This is a genomic window from Chelatococcus asaccharovorans, from assembly GCF_003201475.1.
In the GTDB taxonomy this organism is placed as follows: Bacteria; Pseudomonadota; Alphaproteobacteria; order Rhizobiales; family Beijerinckiaceae; genus Chelatococcus; species Chelatococcus asaccharovorans.
This window is the reverse complement of the sequence record NZ_QJJK01000009.1, coordinates 89,987-111,839: the sequence shown is the minus strand read 5'-3', so window position 1 is coordinate 111,839 and position 21,853 is coordinate 89,987. Positions and strand designations below refer to the sequence as shown.

At 64.3% G+C, this 21,853-nt stretch carries 22 protein-coding genes; 12 read left to right on the top strand and 10 right to left on the bottom strand.

Annotated elements, in window-relative coordinates; genetic code table 11:
* Nucleotides 1–152 precede the first annotated feature (152 nt).
* From C7450_RS21325 to C7450_RS21290, 8 genes are all read left to right on the top strand, one after another.
* A complete protein-coding gene (locus tag C7450_RS21325; protein WP_110376481.1) occupies nt 153–851 on the top strand; it encodes a hypothetical protein in 699 nt (232 codons plus the stop codon).
* Between the two features lie 215 nt (nt 852–1,066).
* Complete coding sequence (locus C7450_RS21320) at nt 1,067–2,011, top strand: ribose-phosphate pyrophosphokinase (protein WP_110376480.1); 945 nt, start codon at nt 1,067–1,069, stop codon at nt 2,009–2,011.
* A 205-nt stretch (nt 2,012–2,216) separates the two neighbouring features.
* On the top strand, nt 2,217–2,828 hold the full coding sequence (locus C7450_RS21315) for a 50S ribosomal protein L25/general stress protein Ctc (protein ID WP_110376479.1): 612 nt from the start codon (nt 2,217–2,219) through the stop codon (nt 2,826–2,828).
* Between the two features lie 178 nt (nt 2,829–3,006).
* On the top strand, nt 3,007–3,624 hold the full coding sequence (pth, locus tag C7450_RS21310) for an aminoacyl-tRNA hydrolase (RefSeq protein ID WP_110376478.1): 618 nt from the start codon (nt 3,007–3,009) through the stop codon (nt 3,622–3,624).
* A gap of 5 nt (nt 3,625–3,629) precedes the next feature.
* Complete coding sequence (gene ychF, locus C7450_RS21305; RefSeq protein WP_110376477.1) at nt 3,630–4,727, top strand: redox-regulated ATPase YchF; 1,098 nt, start codon at nt 3,630–3,632, stop codon at nt 4,725–4,727.
* Nucleotides 4,728–5,157: 430 nt separating this feature from the next.
* Complete coding sequence (gene nfi, locus C7450_RS21300) at nt 5,158–5,835, top strand: deoxyribonuclease V (protein ID WP_110376476.1); 678 nt, start codon at nt 5,158–5,160, stop codon at nt 5,833–5,835.
* 449 nt (nt 5,836–6,284) lie between these two features.
* Nucleotides 6,285–6,653, top strand: coding sequence for a hypothetical protein (locus C7450_RS33640; RefSeq protein ID WP_146227433.1), 369 nt, complete (start codon nt 6,285–6,287; stop codon nt 6,651–6,653).
* A gap of 388 nt (nt 6,654–7,041) precedes the next feature.
* Nucleotides 7,042–8,040: a MaoC/PaaZ C-terminal domain-containing protein gene (locus C7450_RS21290; RefSeq protein WP_110376474.1), complete on the top strand. Its 999-nt coding sequence runs from the start codon at nt 7,042–7,044 to the stop codon at nt 8,038–8,040.
* Between the two features lie 53 nt (nt 8,041–8,093).
* On the opposite strand, the gene C7450_RS21285 is transcribed toward C7450_RS21290, so the two are convergent.
* The 5 genes from C7450_RS21285 to C7450_RS21265 all read right to left on the bottom strand — a co-directional run bounded on the left by C7450_RS21285 (nt 8,094) and on the right by C7450_RS21265 (nt 14,175).
* Nucleotides 8,094–8,639 (bottom strand): adenine phosphoribosyltransferase, encoded by a 546-nt coding sequence (locus C7450_RS21285; protein WP_110376653.1) that lies wholly within the window; start codon nt 8,637–8,639, stop codon nt 8,094–8,096.
* A gap of 323 nt (nt 8,640–8,962) precedes the next feature.
* Nucleotides 8,963–9,841: a cytochrome c1 gene (locus tag C7450_RS21280; RefSeq protein WP_110376473.1), complete on the bottom strand. Its 879-nt coding sequence runs from the start codon at nt 9,839–9,841 to the stop codon at nt 8,963–8,965.
* 127 nt (nt 9,842–9,968) lie between these two features.
* Nucleotides 9,969–11,258 (bottom strand): cytochrome b, encoded by a 1,290-nt coding sequence (locus C7450_RS21275; protein ID WP_110376472.1) that lies wholly within the window; start codon nt 11,256–11,258, stop codon nt 9,969–9,971.
* A gap of 43 nt (nt 11,259–11,301) precedes the next feature.
* The gene (petA, locus tag C7450_RS21270) at nt 11,302–11,862 is read right to left on the bottom strand and encodes a ubiquinol-cytochrome c reductase iron-sulfur subunit (RefSeq protein ID WP_110376471.1); all 561 of its coding nucleotides are present in this window, start codon (nt 11,860–11,862) and stop codon (nt 11,302–11,304) included.
* Nucleotides 11,863–12,360: 498 nt separating this feature from the next.
* On the bottom strand, nt 12,361–14,175 hold the full coding sequence (locus C7450_RS21265) for an ABC transporter ATP-binding protein (RefSeq protein ID WP_110376652.1): 1,815 nt from the start codon (nt 14,173–14,175) through the stop codon (nt 12,361–12,363).
* 271 nt (nt 14,176–14,446) lie between these two features.
* Here C7450_RS21265 and C7450_RS21260 point away from each other — a divergent pair, with 271 nt between their 5' ends.
* Both C7450_RS21260 and hemF read left to right on the top strand, forming a co-directional pair.
* Nucleotides 14,447–14,935: a tRNA (cytidine(34)-2'-O)-methyltransferase gene (locus C7450_RS21260; RefSeq protein WP_110376470.1), complete on the top strand. Its 489-nt coding sequence runs from the start codon at nt 14,447–14,449 to the stop codon at nt 14,933–14,935.
* Between the two features lie 50 nt (nt 14,936–14,985).
* Nucleotides 14,986–15,894 (top strand): oxygen-dependent coproporphyrinogen oxidase, encoded by a 909-nt coding sequence (gene hemF / locus C7450_RS21255; protein WP_110376469.1) that lies wholly within the window; start codon nt 14,986–14,988, stop codon nt 15,892–15,894.
* A gap of 366 nt (nt 15,895–16,260) precedes the next feature.
* Here hemF and C7450_RS21250 read toward each other — a convergent pair whose 3' ends face one another.
* The 5 genes from C7450_RS21250 to C7450_RS21230 all read right to left on the bottom strand — a co-directional run bounded on the left by C7450_RS21250 (nt 16,261) and on the right by C7450_RS21230 (nt 19,483).
* Nucleotides 16,261–16,527 carry a hypothetical protein gene (locus tag C7450_RS21250; RefSeq protein ID WP_110376468.1) on the bottom strand — a complete coding sequence of 89 codons (267 nt, stop codon included), beginning with the start codon at nt 16,525–16,527 and terminating at the stop codon, nt 16,261–16,263.
* A 142-nt stretch (nt 16,528–16,669) separates the two neighbouring features.
* Nucleotides 16,670–17,956 (bottom strand): CCA tRNA nucleotidyltransferase, encoded by a 1,287-nt coding sequence (locus C7450_RS21245; RefSeq protein ID WP_110376467.1) that lies wholly within the window; start codon nt 17,954–17,956, stop codon nt 16,670–16,672.
* Nucleotides 17,953–18,210, bottom strand: coding sequence for a DUF6111 family protein (locus C7450_RS21240; RefSeq protein ID WP_110376466.1), 258 nt, complete (start codon nt 18,208–18,210; stop codon nt 17,953–17,955). Before C7450_RS21240 ends, C7450_RS21245 begins: the two co-directional genes overlap by 4 nt.
* A complete protein-coding gene (locus C7450_RS21235) occupies nt 18,207–18,845 on the bottom strand; it encodes a CoA pyrophosphatase (protein WP_110376465.1) in 639 nt (212 codons plus the stop codon). Before C7450_RS21235 ends, C7450_RS21240 begins: the two co-directional genes overlap by 4 nt.
* A 17-nt stretch (nt 18,846–18,862) precedes the next feature.
* Nucleotides 18,863–19,483: a DUF1285 domain-containing protein gene (locus C7450_RS21230; protein ID WP_110376464.1), complete on the bottom strand. Its 621-nt coding sequence runs from the start codon at nt 19,481–19,483 to the stop codon at nt 18,863–18,865.
* A gap of 389 nt (nt 19,484–19,872) precedes the next feature.
* On the opposite strand from C7450_RS21230, the gene C7450_RS21225 reads away from it, so the two are divergent.
* Entirely contained in the window at nt 19,873–20,898 is a 1,026-nt protein-coding gene (locus C7450_RS21225; protein WP_110376463.1) for an AAA family ATPase, read from the top strand.
* A 10-nt stretch (nt 20,899–20,908) separates the two neighbouring features.
* Nucleotides 20,909–21,850, top strand: coding sequence for a DUF58 domain-containing protein (locus tag C7450_RS21220; RefSeq protein WP_110376462.1), 942 nt, complete (start codon nt 20,909–20,911; stop codon nt 21,848–21,850).
* Nucleotides 21,851–21,853 lie beyond the last annotated feature (3 nt).

Below are 21,853 nucleotides of genomic sequence, written 5' to 3'. Positions count from 1 at the left end.
TCGTTTGCACGCAAGCCTTTTTATGCCCTCCCAAGATGGTCGCGTGTTGGATAGTAACCAACCTCGCCGACTGCGCTGGACCTTGCCGCGACACAGGCGTAAACGTTAAGGGTCTGTTAAGCACGATCAGCGGAACGGAGCGGCGGAAACGTATGACCCAAAAGGCATTGACTTCGCTGCTGATTCCCTGCGGCGCCACGGTCGTCGCTCTTGCGCTCGGCGCCTGCCAGACCAACCCCACCGCAATGAACGCCCCGCCGGGAATGCCCATCGCCCTCGAAAGCATCGAGGGCGCTCCTGATGCCGTGAAGTCCGAGCTTTCCACTGCGCTTGCCACCGCTGCGGTGGCGCGCAAGGTCGAGCTCGTATCGGGCACGGATGCGCGTTACAGGCTCAAGGGCTATCTCACCGCCTATGACCGGCAGGATGGCTCGACGGAGCTCGCATTTGTCTGGGATGTCTTCGACGGTGACAAGCGGCGTGCGAAGCGGATCGAGGGGACGAGCTTCTCGGTCGCCGGCGCTGGCGGCGCTGCCCAAGCGAAAGATGCCGCGACAGGCGATACCAAGACAAACGATACGCGGACAAGCACGGCCTGGACGGCGGTCGATCAGACCATCATCGACAAGGTTGCCTCGACCAGCATGAGCGAAGTGGCCGGGTTCCTTGCGACAGATGCGCGCTTCGGCGGCCAGACAGCCGTGGCTCAGGCTGATGCGGCGGAACTCCCGGCGGCTCCGGCTTTCGGCACCCAGGTCGCATCCGCCTCAGAAGCCGTGCAGGCTTCGGTTGGACAGGATTCGACTGGACAGTCTTCGGCGGGAACGGCGGCGCTCGGCTTTGCGGAATAAACGGGCGTGCCGGCCGGGCAACCGGTCAAGCGGCCCAGAATCCTGCTGACGCTGCCGCCGTGAGCGGCCCTTGCGCATTTTTGACAGGACGCTGGTATTGTTCGGCGGCGCTCCGGCTGTTATGAGCCCGCCAGAATGGATTATGTCGGCGGCATGACATCCGGCATTACGACCATTCCGCATCGCGCCATCATCACATACGGAAGTTCGGCCGCATGAAAGCCTCGATCAAACTTGTCGCGGGCAATGCCAATCGCCCATTGGCGGAGGCCATTTCGTCCTACCTGGAGATCCCGCTCGGCGCCTGCCAGGTCAAGCGCTTTGCGGATATGGAGATCTTCGTCGAGATCCTGGAAAACGTCCGCGGCGAGGATGTTTTCGTCGTGCAGCCGACGTCGTTCCCCGCGAACGATCACCTGATGGAGCTTCTCATCATCATCGACGCGCTGCGCCGCTCTTCAGCGCGCCGCATCACGGCGGTGCTGCCCTATTTCGGTTATGCCCGGCAGGATCGGCGCGCCGCCGGCCGTACGCCGATTTCGGCCAAGCTCGTCGCCAATATGATCACCCATGCCGGCGCCGATCGTATCCTGACGGTCGACCTGCACGCCGGCCAGATCCAGGGCTTCTTCGACATTCCGACCGACAACCTCTTTGCCGCGCCGGTCATGGTGCGCGATATCAAGGAGCGGCTCGAGCTCGGCAACCTCATGGTCATCTCGCCGGACGTCGGCGGTGTGGTGCGTGCCCGCGCGCTCGCCAAGCGCATCGATGCCCCCCTCGCCATCGTCGACAAGCGCCGTGAACGGCCTGGCGAATCCGAGGTCATGAACATCATCGGCAATGTCGAGGGGCGCACCTGCATCCTGGTGGATGACATCGTCGATTCCGGGGGTACGCTCTGCAACGCCGCCGAGGCGCTGCTCGCCCATGGCGCCCGCGACGTCTATGCCTATTGTACACACGGGGTTCTCTCCGGCGGCGCGGTTGCCCGTATTGCCTCGTCGCAGCTCAAGGAAATGGTGATCACCGATTCCATCCTGCCGACCGAAGCGGTGAAGGTCGCGCGCAATATCCGCACCATCACCATTGCGCCGCTGCTCGGCGAAGCGATCGGCCGCACGGCCTCGGAATCGAGCGTCTCCAGCCTGTTCGACTGAGCGGCAAGCGCTTCCGGATTTGTCTTCCGGCGCGATCGGCGGTATAAGCCGCGCGCGCCCGCCAGACACCCTTGGAGGCACGGGCGTATCGACTGAGACGTTGAAAAACCAATGGGTGCCTTCGGCGCCCGCCGGACGACGTTCAAGGCAACCGCGCATCCTGCGCGGTTCTTTGCATTTCATCCGGTCACACAAGGACCGAACCATGACCTCTGTGAAGCAGATCAAGGCCGTGGCGCGCGAACGGGTCGGCAAGGGGGCCGCCCGTGCAGTTCGTCGTCAAGGCCAAGTTCCCGCCGTGATCTACGGCTCGGGGCAACCCGCCGTCGCCATCGCGCTCGACTACAACGAGACAAAGCGGCTGATCTTCGCCGGCCACTTCCTGACCACGCTTTTCGAAATCGAGCTCGGCGGCGACAAGACCCGCGTCATTCCGCGCGACTATCAGCTTGACCCGGTCAAGGATACGCCGGTCCATGTCGATTTCCTGCGCGTCGCCAAGGACGCCACCATCAATGTGGAAGTGCCCGTGCACTTCGTGAACCAGGAAGCCTCGCCCGGCCTCAAGGTTGGCGGCGTGCTCAACGTGGTTCACCACTCGATCGAGCTGACCGTCCCGGCCGATGCCATTCCGGACTCCGTTGAAATCGACGTCACCGGTCTCGATATCGGCGCGTCGATCCACCTGGAAGACGTGAAGCTTCCGGCGGGGACGAAGGCTGCGACCCATGAGAAGGGTTTCACGGTTGCGACCATCGCGGCCCCGGCGAAGCTCGAGGCTGCCGGGGAAGCTGCGGCCGAGCCGACCGCCGAGTGATTGTTCCGGCCGGGGTTCCAACGCCCCGGCCGTGTCCCGCCACGCGGCGTGCCGATGACGCCTGCGCGCGCTCCATGGCTTCGCGATACCGCCGCCCTCACCATGACCAGGCCATGTGTCTGTTTCGATGTGGGCTTGCGCCTTCGGGGCGCGTATCGCCCAACCGAGACCTGTCGCCATGCTCCTCTTCGTCGGGCTCGGCAATCCCGGGGACCGCTATCGGCTCAACCGGCATAATGTCGGCTTCCTCGCGATCGAAATGATCGCATACGTGCATAAGGCCGGTCCGTGGCGGCAGCGCTTCGCCAGCCGTGTCGCCGAAGCTGACATTGCCGGCCAGCGTGTGCTCCTGATGGAGCCCCAGACCTTCATGAACGAATCGGGGCGGGCCGTGGGCGAAGCCTCGCGCTTCCTCAAGATCCCTCTCGACAAGATCGTGGTGTTCCACGACGAACTCGATCTCGCGCCCGCCAAGCTGCGCATGAAGACCGGCGGTGGCAACGCCGGCCACAACGGTCTGCGCTCGATCACCGCGCATATCGGTAACGACTACCGCCGCGCGCGGCTCGGCATCGGGCATCCCGGCAAGGACAACGTGCTCCATTACGTGCTCAGCGATTTCGGTCGTGACGAGATGCCGTGGGTGGAGGACCTCACACGGATCATGGCCGACAATGCGGGGCATCTCGCCAAGGGCGAGGATCCGAGCTTTCAAAACAAGGTTCACCTCGCCATGGATGCCCGCGGCTGGGGCGATGTGAAACGCGTCGGCGAGCGCGGCGCCGCGAAGGAGTAGGCACCATGGGTTTCAAATGCGGCATCGTCGGCCTTCCCAATGTCGGCAAGTCGACGCTCTTCAACGCGCTGACGCAGACAGCCGCCGCACAGGCGGCGAATTATCCCTTCTGCACCATCGAGCCGAATGTCGGCGACGTGGCGGTCCCTGATGCGCGGCTCGACAAGCTCGCTGCCATCGCCGGCTCGAAGGAGATCATCCCCACGCGCCTGACCTTCGTCGATATCGCCGGCCTGGTGCGTGGCGCCTCGCGTGGGGAAGGCCTCGGCAACCAGTTTCTCGCCAATATCCGTGAATGCGACGCCATCGCCCATGTGGTGCGCTGTTTCGAGGACAGCGACATCACCCATGTGGAAGGCAAGATCGCGCCCATCAACGACATCGAGACCATCGAGACCGAGCTGATGCTCGCCGATCTCGAAAGTCTCGAGAAGCGTGTCGTACCGCTCGAGAAGAAGGCGAAATCCGGTGACAAGGATGCCAAGGAGCAGGTCGACCTGATGAACCGCTGCCTTGCCCTCCTGCGCGACGGCAAGCCGGCGCGACTGGTCGAGGTCGCCGACAGTGAGCGCCGCGCCTTCACGATGCTCGGCCTCCTCTCCTCGAAGCCCGTGCTCTACGTCTGCAACGTCGAGGAGGCGAGTGCGGACACGGGCAACAGCTTCTCCGCCGAGGTCAAGGCGCGCGCGGCCGAGGAAGGCGCCGTCGCGGTCGTCGTCTCCGCCAAGATCGAGAGCGAGATCGCCGTGCTCCCGGAGGCCGACCAGAAGGACTATCTGGAGGCCGTCGGGCTCGAGGAGCCGGGCCTCAACCGTGTCATTCGCGCCGGCTATGCCCTGCTCAATCTCGTCACCTATTTCACCGTGGGGCCGAAGGAAGCGCGCGCCTGGACCATCGAGAAGGGCACCAAGGGCCCGCAGGCCGCCGGCGTCATCCATAGCGACTTCGAGAAGGGCTATATCCGGGCCGAGACCATCGCCTTCGACGACTACATCGCCTACAAGGGCGAGGCCGGCGCGCGCGAGGCCGGCAAGTTCCGCCTCGAAGGCAAGGACTATGTCGTCGCCGACGGCGACGTCCTGCATTTCCGCTTCGCCAACTAGAGCATTTTCGAGCGAAGTGGACACCTGTTCGCGTGAAGAAAATGCGCTAAACAAAAACATGGATCATTTTCGCGATTCGGAGAAACGCGAAAATGCTCTAGCAGGCTGTTGAAAAACTCAGCCTTTGCCTGAGCGATGTCATTTGGCGACGGTGTCATTCCCGGCCGAGGGTCGCAAGGCCCGAGGGGAAGGGAATCCAGGACAATGACGCCCTTGATGATTTTGGATCCCCTTCCCGCTATTGGCTTCGCCAATCGCGCCGGGGATGACACGTGAGCGGTTCGAGAAACAGTTTTTCAACAGCCTGCTAGAGTAAGTCCGTCTGTTGCGGACTTGGCTCCACTTGAAAATAGACGTGCAAATTCACCGGCTTAGATGGTATCAGACGATTCCATCCAAGCCGGATTTGCTCTAGGATGGGGCCAGAGCTATGCAGCTCGCGCACCGCCACGACTGGTCACTGACGCCCAGCGAGGCGATCGCCCTCCAGCAGCGCATGCGCGCGGAGGTGATCGCCGACCAGCCGCTGGATGTCGACGCCGTGAGGCTGGTGGCGGGCGTCGACGTCAGCGTGCGCGACAACGTCTCCCAGGCGGCGGTTGTCGTCCTGCGTTTCCCCGAACTGACCATCGTCGAGACGGTTCTCGCCGCCGCGCCCACGCCCTTCCCCTATGTCCCCGGCTTGCTGAGCTTCCGTGAGGGGCCGGTGCTCGAGGAAGCCTTCCGCAAGCTCAAGCACACCCCGGATGTCTTCATCTTCGATGGCATGGGGATCGCCCATCCGCGCCGTCTCGGCATCGCCAGCCATATGGGACTGTGGCTTGGCCTGCCCACCATCGGCTGCGGCAAGACGCGGCTCTGCGGCCGGCACGAAGCGGTCGGACCCGACAAGGGCGACGCGGCGCCCCTCATCGATCGCGGCGAGACGATCGGCGTCGCGCTGCGGACGCGCGCCGGGACCAATCCGGTCTTCATCTCGCCCGGCCATCTCTGCGACCTGCCGTCCGCCGTGACGCTCATCCTCAGGACGACGCCGAAATTCCGCCTGCCCGAGCCGGTGCGCGCGGCGCACAAGGCCGCCGGAGCGATGGCTTCCCAGGACCGGTGAGTTCTGCGAGGCGAGGATTTGCACGCTGTCACAGTCCGGCGCAGACCCGTCGGCATGGGACGCCTGCAATTGCAATCCCGATGCGCGCGAAGCTTCTCGAAAATAATATACACCATTGTTATATTAGGATAAAATATCAATAATCCATAAAATTGCTATATGGAAATGTACCAATGAAATGGAACAAATATTTTATACTAAATATAGAGCCGGATAACGCTATAGTCAGCGGATGCGTCAGGATCCTTAAGAGCAGATACGGCATACCGTCAACCAGAAATTTTTACGTCCGCGGTTTCAACGCTGATTTATACTCAGATGTTAGACCAACGATATTCGACGCCTCTCCCCTCTCACCAACCGCGTTCGCAACCGTCGATCGCGCATCCAAGCTGATGATCGTGGGGCATGGGACTGCTTGGGGCCTGTGCGAGATGGACCTGGGGCCCTTGGCCGACCTGCTCGAGAAAACTGGCCTCCGGGAAGTCGGATTGATTTCCTTCAAGGCATGCCTGATCGGAAAGTTATCGTCCCTCGACATCCTGTCCTTGTACCTGAAGATCCGCAAAATCAATCACGGCTGGCTCATCGGCTATCTGGAGAATGCTCTGCTCCCCCTCCCAAAGTCCGGAAACCCATGGCACATACGTATTGACACCGACGAGGACATGTATTTACATAGTGAGTTTGGTTATAAATCCGCTGATTGCGACCGCATCCGCCTGGTCAAAGGCAATATCGACGTGATACTGCCCGGAACGCGCCGTTTTTCGAGCACTTCGCCACGGCTCTGCACTCGTCGCCTGCGGCTGACCTGAAGCCGGCGGCAGCCCTTCGGCGACCGCATGCCTGCCCCAACTTTCCCCCGTGCAGCCCATGGGCTAGGGTCAGGACCCATTAATATGATGGAAATGGCGCCTGAAACGACAAAGAGATGCCGAAAAGAGATTCCTGGAGAGACGCGAAGGTCGATGGGGTTCCATCGGCCGAGTGGCTCGACGCCGCAGGTCGCAGCCGTTTCGGCGTCCTTCGGATGTGGTCCATTTGGCCGGCAACTGCGTCGCGGAGGGCTCGAAAGCCGAAAGGCTTCCTTCACCTCCGCTTCTTGTATCCGGCCAAATGGCCTCACACCATTTCAACCAGATTAATGGGTCCTGACCCTAGGGTCGGAAAGACTTGAGCTGCAGATCACATTGAAGGGCTTGCATGTCGCTGCTGTATTTCGAGGATTTCGTGGTCGGCGAACGCCGGCACCACAGCCTGCCCGTCGTCCGCGTGGACGATGTCATTGCCTTCGCCCGTGAATACGACGCGCAGCCCATGCATCTCGGTGAAAGTGACGGGTTTTACAGCGAGCACATCGGTTCCGGCTGGCATACATGCTGCCTGACCATGCGGGCCATTGCGGACAGTTTCCTGACAGGCTCGCGCGCGTTCGGCGCACCGGGCATCGACAAGGTGGAGTGGCGCGAGCCACTGCGGCCCGGCGATCAGCTCAGCGTCACGATCGAGACCCTCGACAAGCGCGAGTCACGCAGCCGCCCGGAAATGGGCCTGGTCCAGTTCGGTATCGAGACCACGAACCAGTCCGGCACGGTCCTCATGCGCCAGGTCAATTGGGTGATGTTCGGCACCCACGAGCCCCCGCTTGAAGAGCGGCCCGCGCCCATCCCGCGCGTCGTGCCTTCCGCTGCCGCCGCCACCCTGACCGGCAAGGCCGGCACGGACCAGCAGCTCTATTTCGACGACCTCACGGTGGGCGACACCCAGATCCTCGGCAGCCACTTATTCCTCGAAGAGGATATCATCACCTTCGCCCGCGCCTACGATCCCCAGAGCTTCCACACCGATCCGGCGGCGGCGCGCGACAGCTTTTTCGGGAGCCTGTGCGCCTCCGGCTGGCATACGGCCGCAATCTGGATGAAGAAGATGGTGGAGCACCGGAACGCCATGGCCAGGACCGCGATGGCGCGTGACGGCCGGACTGCGCGCCTCGGACCCTCCCCGGGTTTCCAGAATCTCAAATGGATCAAGCCCGTACGCGCCGGCGACACCCTCACCTATCGCTCGCGCGTCAGCGGCAAGCGCCCGTCGGCCTCGCGCCCGCAATGGGGTATCGTGTCCCATCACAACACCGCGCATAACCAGCATGGGGAATGCGTATTCGCCTTTGACGGCGTAGTCTTCTGGGAGCGGAAACCGTAAGTCGCAGACGTCGCTCCAGCTGTGGGCGACGCCGCGATCCAGGCGACCCGGCGTCAGTGACCGTCGAAGCTCATCAGCGTGCGAACAGTGATGCCGAGCTCTCGCAGCTTGTCGGCGCCACCGAGGTCCGGCAGGTCGATCACGAAAACGGCCGCGACCACCTCCGCCCCCAGGTTGTGGAGTAGTTTGACCGCGCCTGCTGCGGTCCCGCCTGTCGCGATCAGATCATCGACGAGAATCACGCGATCGCCGGGCGTGACGGCGTCGCGGTGCATCTCCATCTCGTCGATGCCGTATTCCAGCGAATAGGCCACACGCACCGTCGCATGCGGCAGCTTGCCCTTTTTGCGGATCGGCACGAAGCCGGCGGAAAGCTGGTGCGCGACGGCGCCACCAAGAATGAAGCCGCGCGCCTCGATGCCGGCGACCTTGTCGATCTTGGAGCCTGGCCAGGGCTGCACCATCTCGTCCACGGCACGGCGGAAGGCCCGCGCATCACCCAGGAGGGTCGTGATGTCGCGAAATACGACCCCGGGCTTGGGATAGTCGGGAATGCTGCGTATTGCCGCTTTGAGGTCCGTTACCAACCGCTCGGTCATCCACCGCTCCATCAGACGCAACCCAGGCGCATCGTTGTCAGATTCGACCAGACGCGACCGGAGCGCAAGTCAACCAGAGCGCAAGTCACTGCATTCGCCCCAAGTCCCAAGCCCCAGGTCCCAAGTCCCAAGCCCCAAACCCCAAGTCCCAAGTCCCAAGTCCCACGCCCCAAGCCCCAAGCCATCACCCCGCGTCGCACGCATCATGATGCAATGTCCGCGCAGTGCGGAAAAATGGAGCGGTCCGCGAAAGAATATGGCCGCCCCGAGGGACGGCCATGAAAGAGAACCGACAGCGTCAACGCGCAGGCATGGCGCTCAGGTCAGGCCTTGGCTTCCTCGTCGTGAGCCTTGGCCCAGATCTTCTTCTTGGTGAAGTAGAGCAGCCCGGCGAACACGATCAGGAACACCATGACCTTGAAGCCCATCTGCTTGCGGGCTTCCAGATGCGGCTCGGCAGCCCACATCATGAAGGCGGTCACGTCGCGGCTGTACTGATCGACGGTCTCGGGAACCTGCGGCTGCCCGTTCGGGAGCTTCGGGTACTCCACCTGACCGTCGTTGATCGGCTTCGGCATCGCGATGCGATGGCCGGGGAAATATTCGTTGTAGTGCTGGCCCGGCTGCAGCTCGAACCCCGCCGGCGCAGGCACATAGCCGTTGATGATGCCGTGGATGTAATCCGGCCCCTGTTCCTGGTACTGCGTCACCGCATCGATGAGAAACCACGGGAAGCCGCGCTCGAAGGTCCGGGCTTTGGCGAGCAGCGAGAAATCCGGCGGGAAGGCGCCGCCGTTGGAGGCCCGCGCCGCCTGCTCGTTCGGGAACGGCAACGGGAAGCGGTCCGCTGGCCGGCCGGGACGGTCGAACATGTCGCCCGCGTCATTCGGCCCGTCGTGAATTTGGTACGTGGCGGCGAGCGCCTTGACCTGCGCCTCGCTGAACTCGGGACCGCCGGGCTCGGCGAGGTTGCGGAATGCCACAAGGCCAAGGCCATGGCAGGACGAGCAGACCTCGCGGTAAACCTTGAAGCCACGCTGGAGCTGGGCACGGTCGTAGGTGCCGAAGGGACCCGAGAAGCTCCACGATTCGCGGGGAGGTTTCGGCGCGCCCTCGGCGGCGTGCGCCGGCACCGATGCCGCACCGGCAAGCGCGACCATGGCGGCCACCACACCGGCGATGAGAAGACCAGGCTTCGACATATCCCTCAAAATCCCTCGGCGATGGCCATTGACCGGCCCGTCTGAACCATCATTCTGTCCGTCCCGCCTGACAACGCCCAGTTCTGAACGCTGACGAGCGGACGGGAGCCTGTCTTGCGACGGGCCGTCATCCCTTCGTGTTCGGCGCGGAGACCGCACCCTGCGCCACCACGGCCCCGCCGGCACCGGCGTGCTTGGTCAGCACGGCATCGGCAATGGAATTCGGCAGCGCCTTCGGCTTCTCGATGAGGCCGAGCAACGGCAGAAGAACGAGGAAGTGGATGAAGTAATAGGCCGTCAAGAGACGCGAGGCGATGACATATCCGCCCTCGGGCGGCATCGCGCCGAGATAGCCGAGACCGATCGACACCAGGACCAGCACCCAGAAGAGCTGCCGGTAGATCGGGCGGTAGACGGCCGAGCGCACCTTGGAGGTATCGAGCCACGGCAGGAAAGCCAGCACCGCGATGGCACCGAACATCGCCAGGACGCCGCCGAGCTTGTCCGGGATCGAGCGAAGGATCGCGTAGAACGGCAGGAAGTACCATTCCGGAACGATGTGGGCGGGCGTCACCAGCGGGTTGGCCGGTATGTAGTTGTCAGCGTGGCCCATGTAGTTCGGCTGGTAGAACACGAACCAGGCGAACAACAGCATGAAACAGACGATGCCGAATCCGTCCTTGATGGTCGCATAGGGCGTGAAGGGCACGGTGTCCTTCCTCACGTCCTTGATTTCGACGCCGGTCGGGTTGTTCTGGCCAACCACATGCAACGCCCAGACGTGGAGCCCGACGACGCCGGCGATCATGAACGGCAGCAGGTAGTGCAGCGAGAAGAAGCGGTTGAGCGTCGGATTGTCCACCGAGAAGCCTCCCCACAGCCACGTCACGATCGGCTCGCCGACGAAGGGCAGCGCCGAGAACAGGTTGGTGATGACGGTGGCGCCCCAGAAGCTCATCTGTCCCCAGGGCAAGACGTAACCCATGAAGGCCGTTGCCATCATCAGGAGGAAGATGATCACGCCGAGGATCCACAGCACCTCGCGCGGCGCCTTGTAGGAGCCATAGTACATGCCGCGGAACATGTGGATATACACGGCGATGAAGAACATCGACGCGCCATTGGAATGGAGGTAGCGGATCAACCAGCCGTAGTTCACGTCGCGCATGATGTGCTCGACCGAATTGAAGGCCAGCGTCACATGCGGCGTGTAATGCATCACCAGCACGACACCCGTGACGATCTGCGCAACCAGCATGAACGACAGGATGCCGCCGAAGGTCCACAGGTAGTTGAGGTTGCGCGGAACCGGATAGGCGATAAACGACGAATGGATGAGACCGCCCAGGGGAAGGCGGCTCTCGAACCACTTCATGAATGCGCTTTTCGGAACGTAGGTCGAATGTCCGCTGCTCATGGCTCTCTCAGGTGGCTCCCCGGCTTCACGCTTCTGGCGGCAATCAACCGATGCGCACGGTCGTATCGGAAATGAAGGAATAGACCGGAATATGCATGTTTTCCGGCGCAGGCCCGACGCGGACGCGTCCGGCGGAATCATATTGCGAGCCATGGCAGGGGCAGAACCAGCCGTCGTAGTTGCCCTGCTCGCCGAGCGGCACGCAGCCGAGATGGGTGCAGATGCCGACCATGATCAGCCAGGCTTCCTTGCCGGGCGCGCTTCTGTTGACATCCGTCGCCTCCGCATCCGACGCCAGATTGGCGTTGCGGGCGTCACGATCGATAAGCTGCGCCACGGGGACGCTCTTGGCTTCATCGATTTCCTTCGGTGTGCGATGGCGAATGAAAACCGGCTTGCCGCGCCACTTGACGGTGATGCTCTGTCCTTCGGCCACCTGGCCGACGTCGACTTCCACCGTGCTCAGCGCGAGCGTGGACGCATCGGGGTTCATCTGGCTGATGAAAGGCCAGGCCACGCTCGCCAAACCAACGGCGCCCACGGCACCCGTTGCAATGTAGAGAAAATCCCGCCTGGTCGGCTCAGAACTTGCTATCTCAGCCACAACGGCTCCCCAGTCCTCGATATTCCGGTTCTACTGGCGTCGGATCCATAGTCCTGACGTCAGCACGACCCAGGTTGGCCCCACCGGAAAGCAATGAGAACGCTAGTCCTCGGATCGCCATCCCGAACGAGACCTCCCGCAAGGCAGCAATGCTGCCGCTTTAGCAACAAACACGGCGCGACGATGGCCGCAATGCGACCGGGAGTCGCCCATCACCTTCGCCACGAGGCGGCTCTTTGGCATGGTTCTAGAAGCATGTCCATAGGCTGGGTCGCGCTCGGAAATGTCGCTGGGGCGCCGCACGGCGCCCGTTTCCCGCTCTCGTGGAACTCTCGCATTCGACATTCGGTCTCACGGCCGAGATCAGGCAGGTGCCGGATGGAACATTCATTCCGCTAGAGCAAATCCGGCTTAGATGGAATCGTTTTATGCCATCTAAGCCGATGAATTTGCTCGTCATTTTTTGAGCGGAGCAAGTCCGCAAAAGACGGACTTGCTCTAGGAAACGGCCTCCGCCTGAAGGGCCGCCGCACCGTCGGAGGCAAGGAACCCGCCCGATTGCCTGTGCCATAGTCTTGCATAGAGGCCGCCCCGGGCGATCAGTTCCTCATGGGTGCCCTGTTCGACGATCGCCCCCCGATCCATGACGACGAGCCGGTCGAGCGCCGCGATCGTCGACAGGCGATGGGCGATCGCGATGACCGTCTTGCCCTCCATCAGATGCGCGAGCTGGCTCTGGATGGCGGCCTCGGCCTCCGAATCAAGCGCCGATGTGGCCTCGTCGAGCACCAGGATCGGCGCGTTCTTCAGGAGGACGCGGGCGATGGCGATGCGCTGGCGCTGCCCCCCGGAGAGCTTCACGCCCCTCTCGCCCACGTGCGAATCGAAGCCGCGGCGGCCGCGATGATCCTCAAGGCCGGCGATGAAGGCTTCGGCATCGGCCAGCCGCGCGGCATGGCGGACCGCGTCCTCCGAAGCCTCGGGCCTGCCATAGCGGATGTTGTCGCGGATCGAGCGATGCAGAAGGGAGGTATCCTGGCTGACGACCGCGATCTGCTGGCGCAGCGAATCCTGTGACGTCTTGGCAATATCCTGGCCGTCGATGAGGATGCGCCCGCCTTCGAGGTCATAAAGCCGCAGGAGAAGGCTCACGAGGGTGGACTTGCCCGCGCCGCTCGGCCCGACCAATCCCACCTTTTCCCCAGGCTTAACCACAAGGTCGAGATTCTCGACGACGCCGGAGGTGCGGCCATAGTGGAAGCGCACGTTCTCGAAGCGGATCTCGCCGCCGGTCACGACGAGCGGCTTGGCGTCGGGCGCGTCGACGACCCCATGCGGCCGCACGATGGTATCCATGCTCTCCTGCACGGTGCCCACATTGTCGAACAATGTGCGCACAACCTGCATGACCCAGCCGGACATGGTGATAATGCGCAGGACGAGCGCCAGCGACGCGGCAATGGCGCCAGGGCTCATCTGGCCGAGCGACCACAGATAGATGGCCGCGCCCGTGGAGACCACGAACAGCACGGTATTCAAGACCGACAAGGTCACGCTGACGCCGGTCATCAGCCGCATCTGCACCAGCATCGTCGCGGTATGGTCGGCAATCGCCTCGCGCACCGCCGAGCGTTCCTCGGACACCCGTGCAAACAGCTTGACGGTCATGATGTTCGTATAGGTATCGACGACGCGCCCGACGAGATAGGAGCGCCTGTCCGCCACCGCCTGGGAACGCGCTTGGGCGCGGGGCACGAAATAGACGAGCAGCGCGATATAAAGGACGACCCAGGCAACCACCGGCACGGCGAGCAGCAGGCCGATCTGCCCGAAGACGGTGATCGCCGTAATCGCATAGACCGCAACGAACCACAGGTTATCCACAACGCCGGTGGCGATTTCACGCAGCGCCGGTCCCACCTGCACGATGCGGTTGGCGAGACGTCCGGCGAAATCGCCCTGAAAATACGCGAGCGAGTGGTTGATCGTGTAGAGATGCGCGCGCCAGCGGATCATATTGGTGAGCTGCGGCACGACCACCTGGTCGACAAGCATGTCATTGACCGCGGTGAACAGGGGCCGCAGCACGAGGATCGCCGCGCCGCCGCCAATGACGATCGCGCCATAGTCCGCGAAGAACTGCGCGGGTGTCGCGCCAGCCAGCCGGTCGACAAGCCAGCCGACGATCAAGAGCAGCGACGAATCGACGATCGAGATGACGAGCGAGCTCAAAAGGATGAGCACAAGCCAGCCGCGCACCGGCTTAAGGTAATACCAGGCGAAGCCGAGGAAGCTCTCCGGCGGCATGCGCATATCGTCGAACGGAGCGAACACGTCGACGCGACGCTCGCACCAGTTCAGGCATCTTTGCAACAGGCGCTGCAGCACGGCATAACCCTCGGTCAAATCTTGAGAAGCCGGACAGGATACACGCCTCTAGCGATTCGCCCAGAAAAGGGGCGCAACCGTGACGTGCGGCAGGCGCAGGCTTGGCCCGCATCGCAGTTGGCCGCTGCCGGAAGGTACGCTTGGCGGCCCCAGGAGACGGCTTGACGTCGGACACGGAAGCGCGCAGGCCCTCCGCATGCTCAATGCTCCCATTGCACTTGCCCTTTACCAGCCGGACATTCCGCAGAACACCGGTACCCTGCTCCGGCTCTGCGCCTGCCTTGCCATCGAGGCCCATATCATCGAGCCGGCGGGCTTCCCGGTCAGCGACCGCGCCTTCCGGCGGGCGGGGATGGACTATCTCGACCGTGTGACGATCACGCGTCATGTGTCATGGACCGCCTTCGATACCTGGCGACGGCAGGCAGGGCGCCGGCTCGTGCTGGCAACGACGCAAGGCGCCACGCCCTACACGCGTTTCGCTTTCGCTCCGGGCGACATCACCCTCCTCGGTCGCGAATCGGCGGGGGTGCCCCCAGCGGTGCATGCTGCGGCAGATGCCCGCATCACCGTGCCAATGGTGGCCGATTTGCGCTCGCTCAATGTGGCGGTCGCCGCCGCCATGATAGCGGGCGAGGCGCTGCGACAAACGGACGGCTGGCCGGGCTCGCAGCCCGGGCCTTGAGCCAGGCACCCGGACGATACATCCAGATAGAACCTCCCGAAGGAGCTGCCATGGGTTCCGCCGTCACCGACATCATCGCCACCGAAGCCCAGCGCGACGAGGCCCGCCAATGGTTCGAGGCGCTGCGCGACCGCATATGCGCCAGCTACGAGGCGCTCGAGGACGCGGCAACCGGCCCGTTTTTCCCTGAGGCGACGGCGCCGGGACGCTTCGTGCGCACGCCATGGCAACGCCAGGACCACACCGGAGCCGATGGTGGCGGCGGGACGATGGCCATCATGCGCGGCCGGGTGTTCGAGAAGGTCGGCGTCCATTGCTCGACCGTGCACGGCGAGTTCGCGCCCGAGTTCCGCAGCCAGATTCCCGGCACCGAGGCTGATCCGCGCTTCTTCGCAACGGGAATTTCGCTGATCGCCCATCCGTGGAACCCGAATGTGCCCACGGTTCACATGAACACGCGTCTCGTCGCCACCTCGAAATCGTGGTTCGGCGGCGGGGCGGATCTGACGCCGGTGCTCGACCGCCGGCGCAGCCAGGACGATCCTGACGCGATCGCCTTCCATGCCGCGATGCGCGCGGCCTGCGAGGCCCATGCCGCGGTCGCGCCCTATGGACGCTACAAGGACTGGTGCGACGAGTATTTCTATCTGCCCCACCGCAAGGAGCCGCGCGGCATCGGCGGCATCTTCTACGATCACCACTGGTCCGGCGATTTTGGGAGGGACATGGCCTTCACCCGCAGCGTCGGCGAGGCCTTCCTTGCGATCTACCCGCGCATCGTCACCAACAACGTCGAGATGCCCTGGACCGACGCCGATCGCGAGGAACAGTGCATCCGCCGCGGTCGCTACGTGGAATTCAATCTGCTCTACGATCGCGGCACGCTGTTCGGCCTGAAGACCGGCGGCAATGTCGATTCGATCCTGTCGTCGATGCCGCCGAGCGTCCGCTGGCCGTAAATCGCTTCCGCGTTCGTGGCCGGAGCCTACCCTGATCAACCGCTCGAAAAGAACCGCCATTGTCATCCCGGAAGCCGCAAAGCGGCTGTCCGGGATCCATGCATACGACGGGTGATCAATGGCCCATGCCGGTGTTCATGGGTTCCGGCTCCACGCTGCGCGTGGCCCCGGAATGACCGGCGAGGATAGTCCCGCACCGGTCCGATGATCATAGAGCCGCACCACTCCCGCGTCATCCCGGAAGCGGCAAAGCCGCTGTCCGGGATCCATGAACACGGCGCCTATCCATGCGGCATCGACAATGTTCATAGTTCCCGGCCAGCCTGCGCCTTGCCCCGGGATGACCAAGCGGTCGCCGTTCAGCCGTCAATCCGCGCTCGGCAGGCAGCGAATGGTGAATTCGATGCGCCCGTCGTCGAGCTCGCGCCAGTTTTCGACCTCGGTCATATAGGCGGCTTTCGGAAAGCGCTCGAACCATTCCCGCGCCTTCTCCCTGGCCGCCTCGCGCGGCAGGATGAAGGTCTCGCGCCGCCAGGGCGAGTTTGTCGCATCACGCTCACGCCGCTGGACAACATCGCGCCGCGCCGCCAGGCGCTGCGCAAGATCGGAGGGACGCTGAACGGTGCGAGCCATGACGATGTCCGGTTACAGCCTGTCCGGGCGCCGCCTGATGGGAGACGCCCGCTCAGCCATGCTACCCCTGGTCGAGGCTATGTGCGAGTCACTCTGTCAGTTCTGGTCATTCTTGCAGTTCTGGTCATTCTTGCAGTCCTGGTCACTCTTGCGCTGATTCGCCTGACAGCTCCTTGACAGCCCGGGCAAGGAGCGCCCGCGCCTCGGCCAGGCCCTCAGGGCAATCGTCGTCGAGCCAGAGCGCCTTCGCCCGCGCGAGGACACGGCCGACCGCAGGCCCTCTCTCGACACCGAGCGCGAGCGCGTCTTTCCCCGACAGGCGGAAAGCCGGAACGGGTTCGCCGGCGCGATAGGCCTTGAGCCGGGCCTCCGCATCGGCTGAAAGCACAGGCCGCGGCTCCCCGGCGACGACGGCCAGCACATCGCTCACCGGCGCGAGACCAACGGTCACCGCAAGCCGCCGGATCGCGCGGGCATCGAGCGGCTTGTCCGTGCCCCTGAGCCGCTCCAGCAGCGCAGCATAAGCCGACAGCCGCGCGACCTCGCCATTGGAGAGCCGCAGGATCAGCTTCAGCCGCGCCGCGTCCTCGCGCGTCGTCACGGCCAGCGCAGCAAGCCGCAACACGCCGTCCGGCAAGGTTGCGCACACGGCCTCGCCGGACGCCAGCCGGGCCAGACGCCCGCGTTCGCCGACCCCTCCGATGACGCGCAGCAACAGGCCGGCATCCGCCATGGCGTCAACCGTCTCCACGGCACGGTGCGCAACGAGAAGCTTCAGGAGTTCAGCACGCACGCGCTCGCGGGAGAGACCGTCCAGCCCCGCGCGCAGGCGGATCGACGCCGCCATGCCGTCGGCGTCGAGCGGGCCGGCCGCATAATCGGCATGAAAGCGGAAGAAGCGCAGGATGCGCAGAAAATCTTCGCGAATGCGCGTATCGGGGTCACCGATGAAACGGACGCGCCGCGCCGCGATATCGGCCAGGCCGCCCACCGGATCATGCAGGCGGCCGTCCCGGCCGAGATAAAGCGCATTGATCGTGAAGTCGCGGCGCGCCGCGTCGGCCGCGAAGCTCTTGCTGAAAGCCACGGTTGCGCGGCGCCCATCGGTGGCGACATCCTCGCGCAGGGTCGTCACCTCGTAGGCGTCACCGTCCACCAGAAGGGTGACCGTCCCATGCTCAAGTCCCGTCGGGATCGTGCGCAGGCCCGCGGCGCTGGCGCGGCGCACGACCTCGTGCGGCTGCAGCGTGGTGGCGCAGTCGATGTCGTTGATCGGCCGGGAAAGCAGCGCATTGCGCACGGCGCCGCCGACAATGCGCGTTTCCTCCGTCGGCGCGGCGAGCGCCTCGAACAGGCGTTGCAGGGAGGGCCGCGAGAGAAGTCCGCCAAGGCGCTGGGCACAGGCATCGCTCACGGCCGCGCCGGTCATTCGAAATGTCCGGGAACGAGCACGCCATCCTTGAGATGCGTCGGGACCCACGCGCCCGTGCTGCGCTCAGCCACCAGCCCGATATAGACGAATGAGGCGATGACCACGACAAGACCCGTGAGGACGAGCCAGTGAACATGGCCATCCCATGCCTGTCGCGTAAACGGGTTGCGTCGCCTGGCACCGAGATAGAGGGCGAAAAGTGCAAACGGCGCCAGAAACAGCACCAATCCTTCAAAAACGGCTCTGGTCATACCCCCTCATAGAGCTTTTCGTAGAGATTGCGGATGATTTTCGCCGTTACCCCCCAGATATGGCGCTCCCCATACGGCATTGCATAAATTTCTCTCGGTCCGCCGGGATATTCGCGCATCATTCTCTGATGATTGCCCGCGTTCATCAAAAAGCTGAATGGCACCTCGAAGATGTCGTCGACCTCGTCCGGATTCCGCACGAGGTCAAAACCTGGCTCGACCCAGGCGACGACGGGCACGATGCTGAAGCCGCTCGGCGTGCGCAGAGTATCCAGATACCCGAGGGGTTCGACATAGCGACGGGCGAGGCCGACCTCCTCCTCGGTTTCCCTGAGCGCCGTGGCAAGCGGTGTCGGGTCCGTCGCATCGACACGACCGCCGGGGAATGCAATCTGCGAGGCGTGGTTGCGCAGATGCGCAGAGCGCTGGGTCAGGAGAACCGTCACTTCGGGCCCCCGCCCCACGACGGGCACCAGGACGGCCGCCGGGCGCGGCTCACTGAGCCGTTCGCGCGGGAGCGGCTGCCCCATAAGATTTTCGCCGGCGCGGCCCGCATTATGCGCGGACGGGGGCGTCGGCCATAGGCGCTCACGGGCAAGCGCCCTGAAGGTCACGCGATCGAAATGCTCAGTCATTGCGCGCCCTTCGGCCTCTACGATGGCGACGGATCAGCCGCCGCGAGCTCTGCATCGAGTTCGTGCATGGCGGCGATGGGGAAGAACAGATCGCCCGAGGGCACCCCGAACGAGCCGTTCCGCTCCTCTGCCCCGTCCACGAGATCATGAACAAGGGCGCGTGTCAGGCGTGCCCAGAGGTCGGCGCGCACGCGCACGTAAGGCTTGAGGCCGCCGTCGGCATCCGTCTCGAAACGCAGCGGATGGTCGGCATCCACGGCGACGATATCGTCGACATTGGTGCGGAAATGGAGAGCGCCTCCCGCGTCGCGCGCCATCTCCACCGCCAGAAACGGTAGGTCGTCGACTGAGATGCCCACACATTCGACAGGCGTGACCAAGACATAGCCATCGGGGTCCTTGCGCAGAATGGAGGCAAACAATTTCACCAGCGCCGGCCGGCGAATCGGACTGCCCTCGTAAAACCAGGTCCCGTCGGCCGCGATGCGCATGTCGATGGCCCCACAGAACGGCGGGTGCCACTGATCGACAGGCGCCGGACCCCGGCCCGGCGTGACGGCGCTCAGCCCCGCCAATGACGGAATGCCAGCTCCTTGTGCCCGCTGGCCTTCACTCACATCTTGTTGTGGTCCAACCATTCATTCAGCCCCAACTCGGCCGCAGTTTCTCGTCATCTTACCAATATGTTGTTATGGCCCGACACGTTTTCGTCATGAGCGAAGGACGCGCGGTCTCACAGGAACCGGAAACCCGCCGCTCGGCACGCCGGCCGGGAACGCCAGGTCCGGGGGTGCAAGGTCCGGGGGTGCAAGGTGATGGTCCAAAGGTGATGGTCCAATGGCAAGGGTCCAAAGGCGATCCATGCCATAATGCATGTAGGCTGCGTCGGGCCGCATGAACAGAGGAACGGCGCAAAGACGAATAACGTTGATAGTTTGGTTCCTCGCGGCATCGTGCTTGCATCGGCCTTGATGGCAATCGCGATCTCGGCCCAGATAACCGGATGGGCTTTGAAGGAGAAAGACGAATGACGGCAGGGACGCGCTCTGAGGCTGCAGCCGTGGCGCCCACAACGATCGACCAGGCCGTCGTCGCGGCAGCCGAGGCCGCTCTCGATACGATCGGCAAGGCCAAGGGTTCCATCGGCTCTGTGATCTTTGGCCAGGAACATGTGGTCGAACTGGCGCTCGTCACCATCCTCGCCGGTGGCCACGGCCTTCTTGTCGGCGTTCCCGGCCTTGCCAAGACAAAGCTGGTCGAGGCGCTTGGCACCGTGCTCGGGCTCGATGCCCAACGCGTTCAGTTCACGCCGGATCTGATGCCCTCCGACATCCTCGGCAGCGAGATCCTCGACGAAACGGCCGATCACAAGCGCAGCTTCCGCTTCGTGCGCGGGCCGATCTTCGCCCAGCTTCTGATGGCGGACGAGATCAACCGCGCGAGCCCGCGCACCCAGTCCGCGCTCCTGCAGGCCATGCAGGAGCACCATGTCACCGTTGCCGGTGAGCGCCACGACCTGCCCCGGCCGTTCCATGTGCTCGCCACGCAGAACCCGATCGAGCAGGAAGGCACCTATCCGTTGCCCGAAGCGCAGCTTGACCGCTTCCTGCTGCAGATCGACGTGGGCTATCCCAGCCGCGCCGCCGAGCGGCGCATTCTCCTGGAGACGACCACCTCGGAGACCGTGGTGCCGACGGCGGCGCTGACCGCCGATGGCCTCCTCAATATCCAGCGCCTGGTGCGGCGCCTGCCGGCCGGCGACAAGGTGGTGGATGCCATTCTCGATCTCGTGCGCTCGGCCCGCCCCGGCGACGGACCGGACGAGGTGACCAACCTGCTGGCATGGGGGCCGGGTCCGCGCGCCAGCCAGGCGCTGATTCTTGCGGTTCGCGCCCGCGCGCTCGTCGATGGGCGCCTGGCGCCCTCGCTCGATGACGTCGCCGCGCTCGCTGAACCCGTCCTCAAACACCGCATGGCTTTGACTTTCGCGGCACGCGCCGATGGCGAGACCGTGTCCGGGCTGATCAAGCGGCTCGTGGCGCGGCTCGGCTAGAGGCATTGCAATGGCGCGTGTTGAGGTTCTACCGCTCGCAGACCGATCGCCGGGCCGGCGCGAAGCCGATGCCGCGATGTCGCTGGCCGAGCGCCTGCCGCGCATCGTGCTGGAGGCGCGCCGCGTCTCGGCCTCGGTTGCCCACGGCATCCATGGACGCCGCCGCGCCGGCACCGGCGAGAGCTTCTGGCAGTTCCGCCCTTTCACCTCGGGCGAGGCGATGGCGCGCATCGACTGGCGACGCTCCGCCCGCGACGACCGGCTCTATGTGCGCGAGCGCGAATGGGAAGCCGCGCAAAGCGTCTGGCTGTGGATGGACCGCTCCGCCTCGATGGGCTTCACATCGACGCTCGCCAGCGCCTCGAAGATCGAGCGTGCCCTCGTCATCGGCCTTGCCCTTGGCGACGCATTGGTCGAGGGCGGCGAGCGCATCGGCCTGATGGGGGCGATGCCGCCCCGCGCCTCGCGGCGTATCGTCGAGCTCCTCGCCGAGGCGATCGTCGCCGATACGCAGGGCCTCAAGGCGGACCTGCCGCCCCCGCAGGCCCTGCCGCCGCTGAACGAGGCGATCCTGATCAGCGATTTCCTGGTCGAGCCCGCCCGGCTGCGCAATGTCGTCGAGACCATCGCGGCGCGCGGTGCGCGCGGCCATTGCGTGATGATCATCGACCCGGTCGAGGAGACCTTCCCCTTTCGCGGCCAGGCCGAGCTTGAGAACCCGGAGGACGGCACCCATCTCAGGATCGGCGACGCGACGACCTGGGGCGAGGACTATCGCCGGCGCATCGCGCGTCATCGCGACGAGGTCACCGCCGCCCTCGCCTCCCGCGGCTGGACGCTCTCGCTCCATCACACGGATCAGCCGGCATCGGGCGTGGTCCTGCGCCTCCTCAATCTCATTGCGACCAGCCGCGGTGCCGCCGCGCTGCAGCCGCTGGCCCCGGGGAGGTAGTCG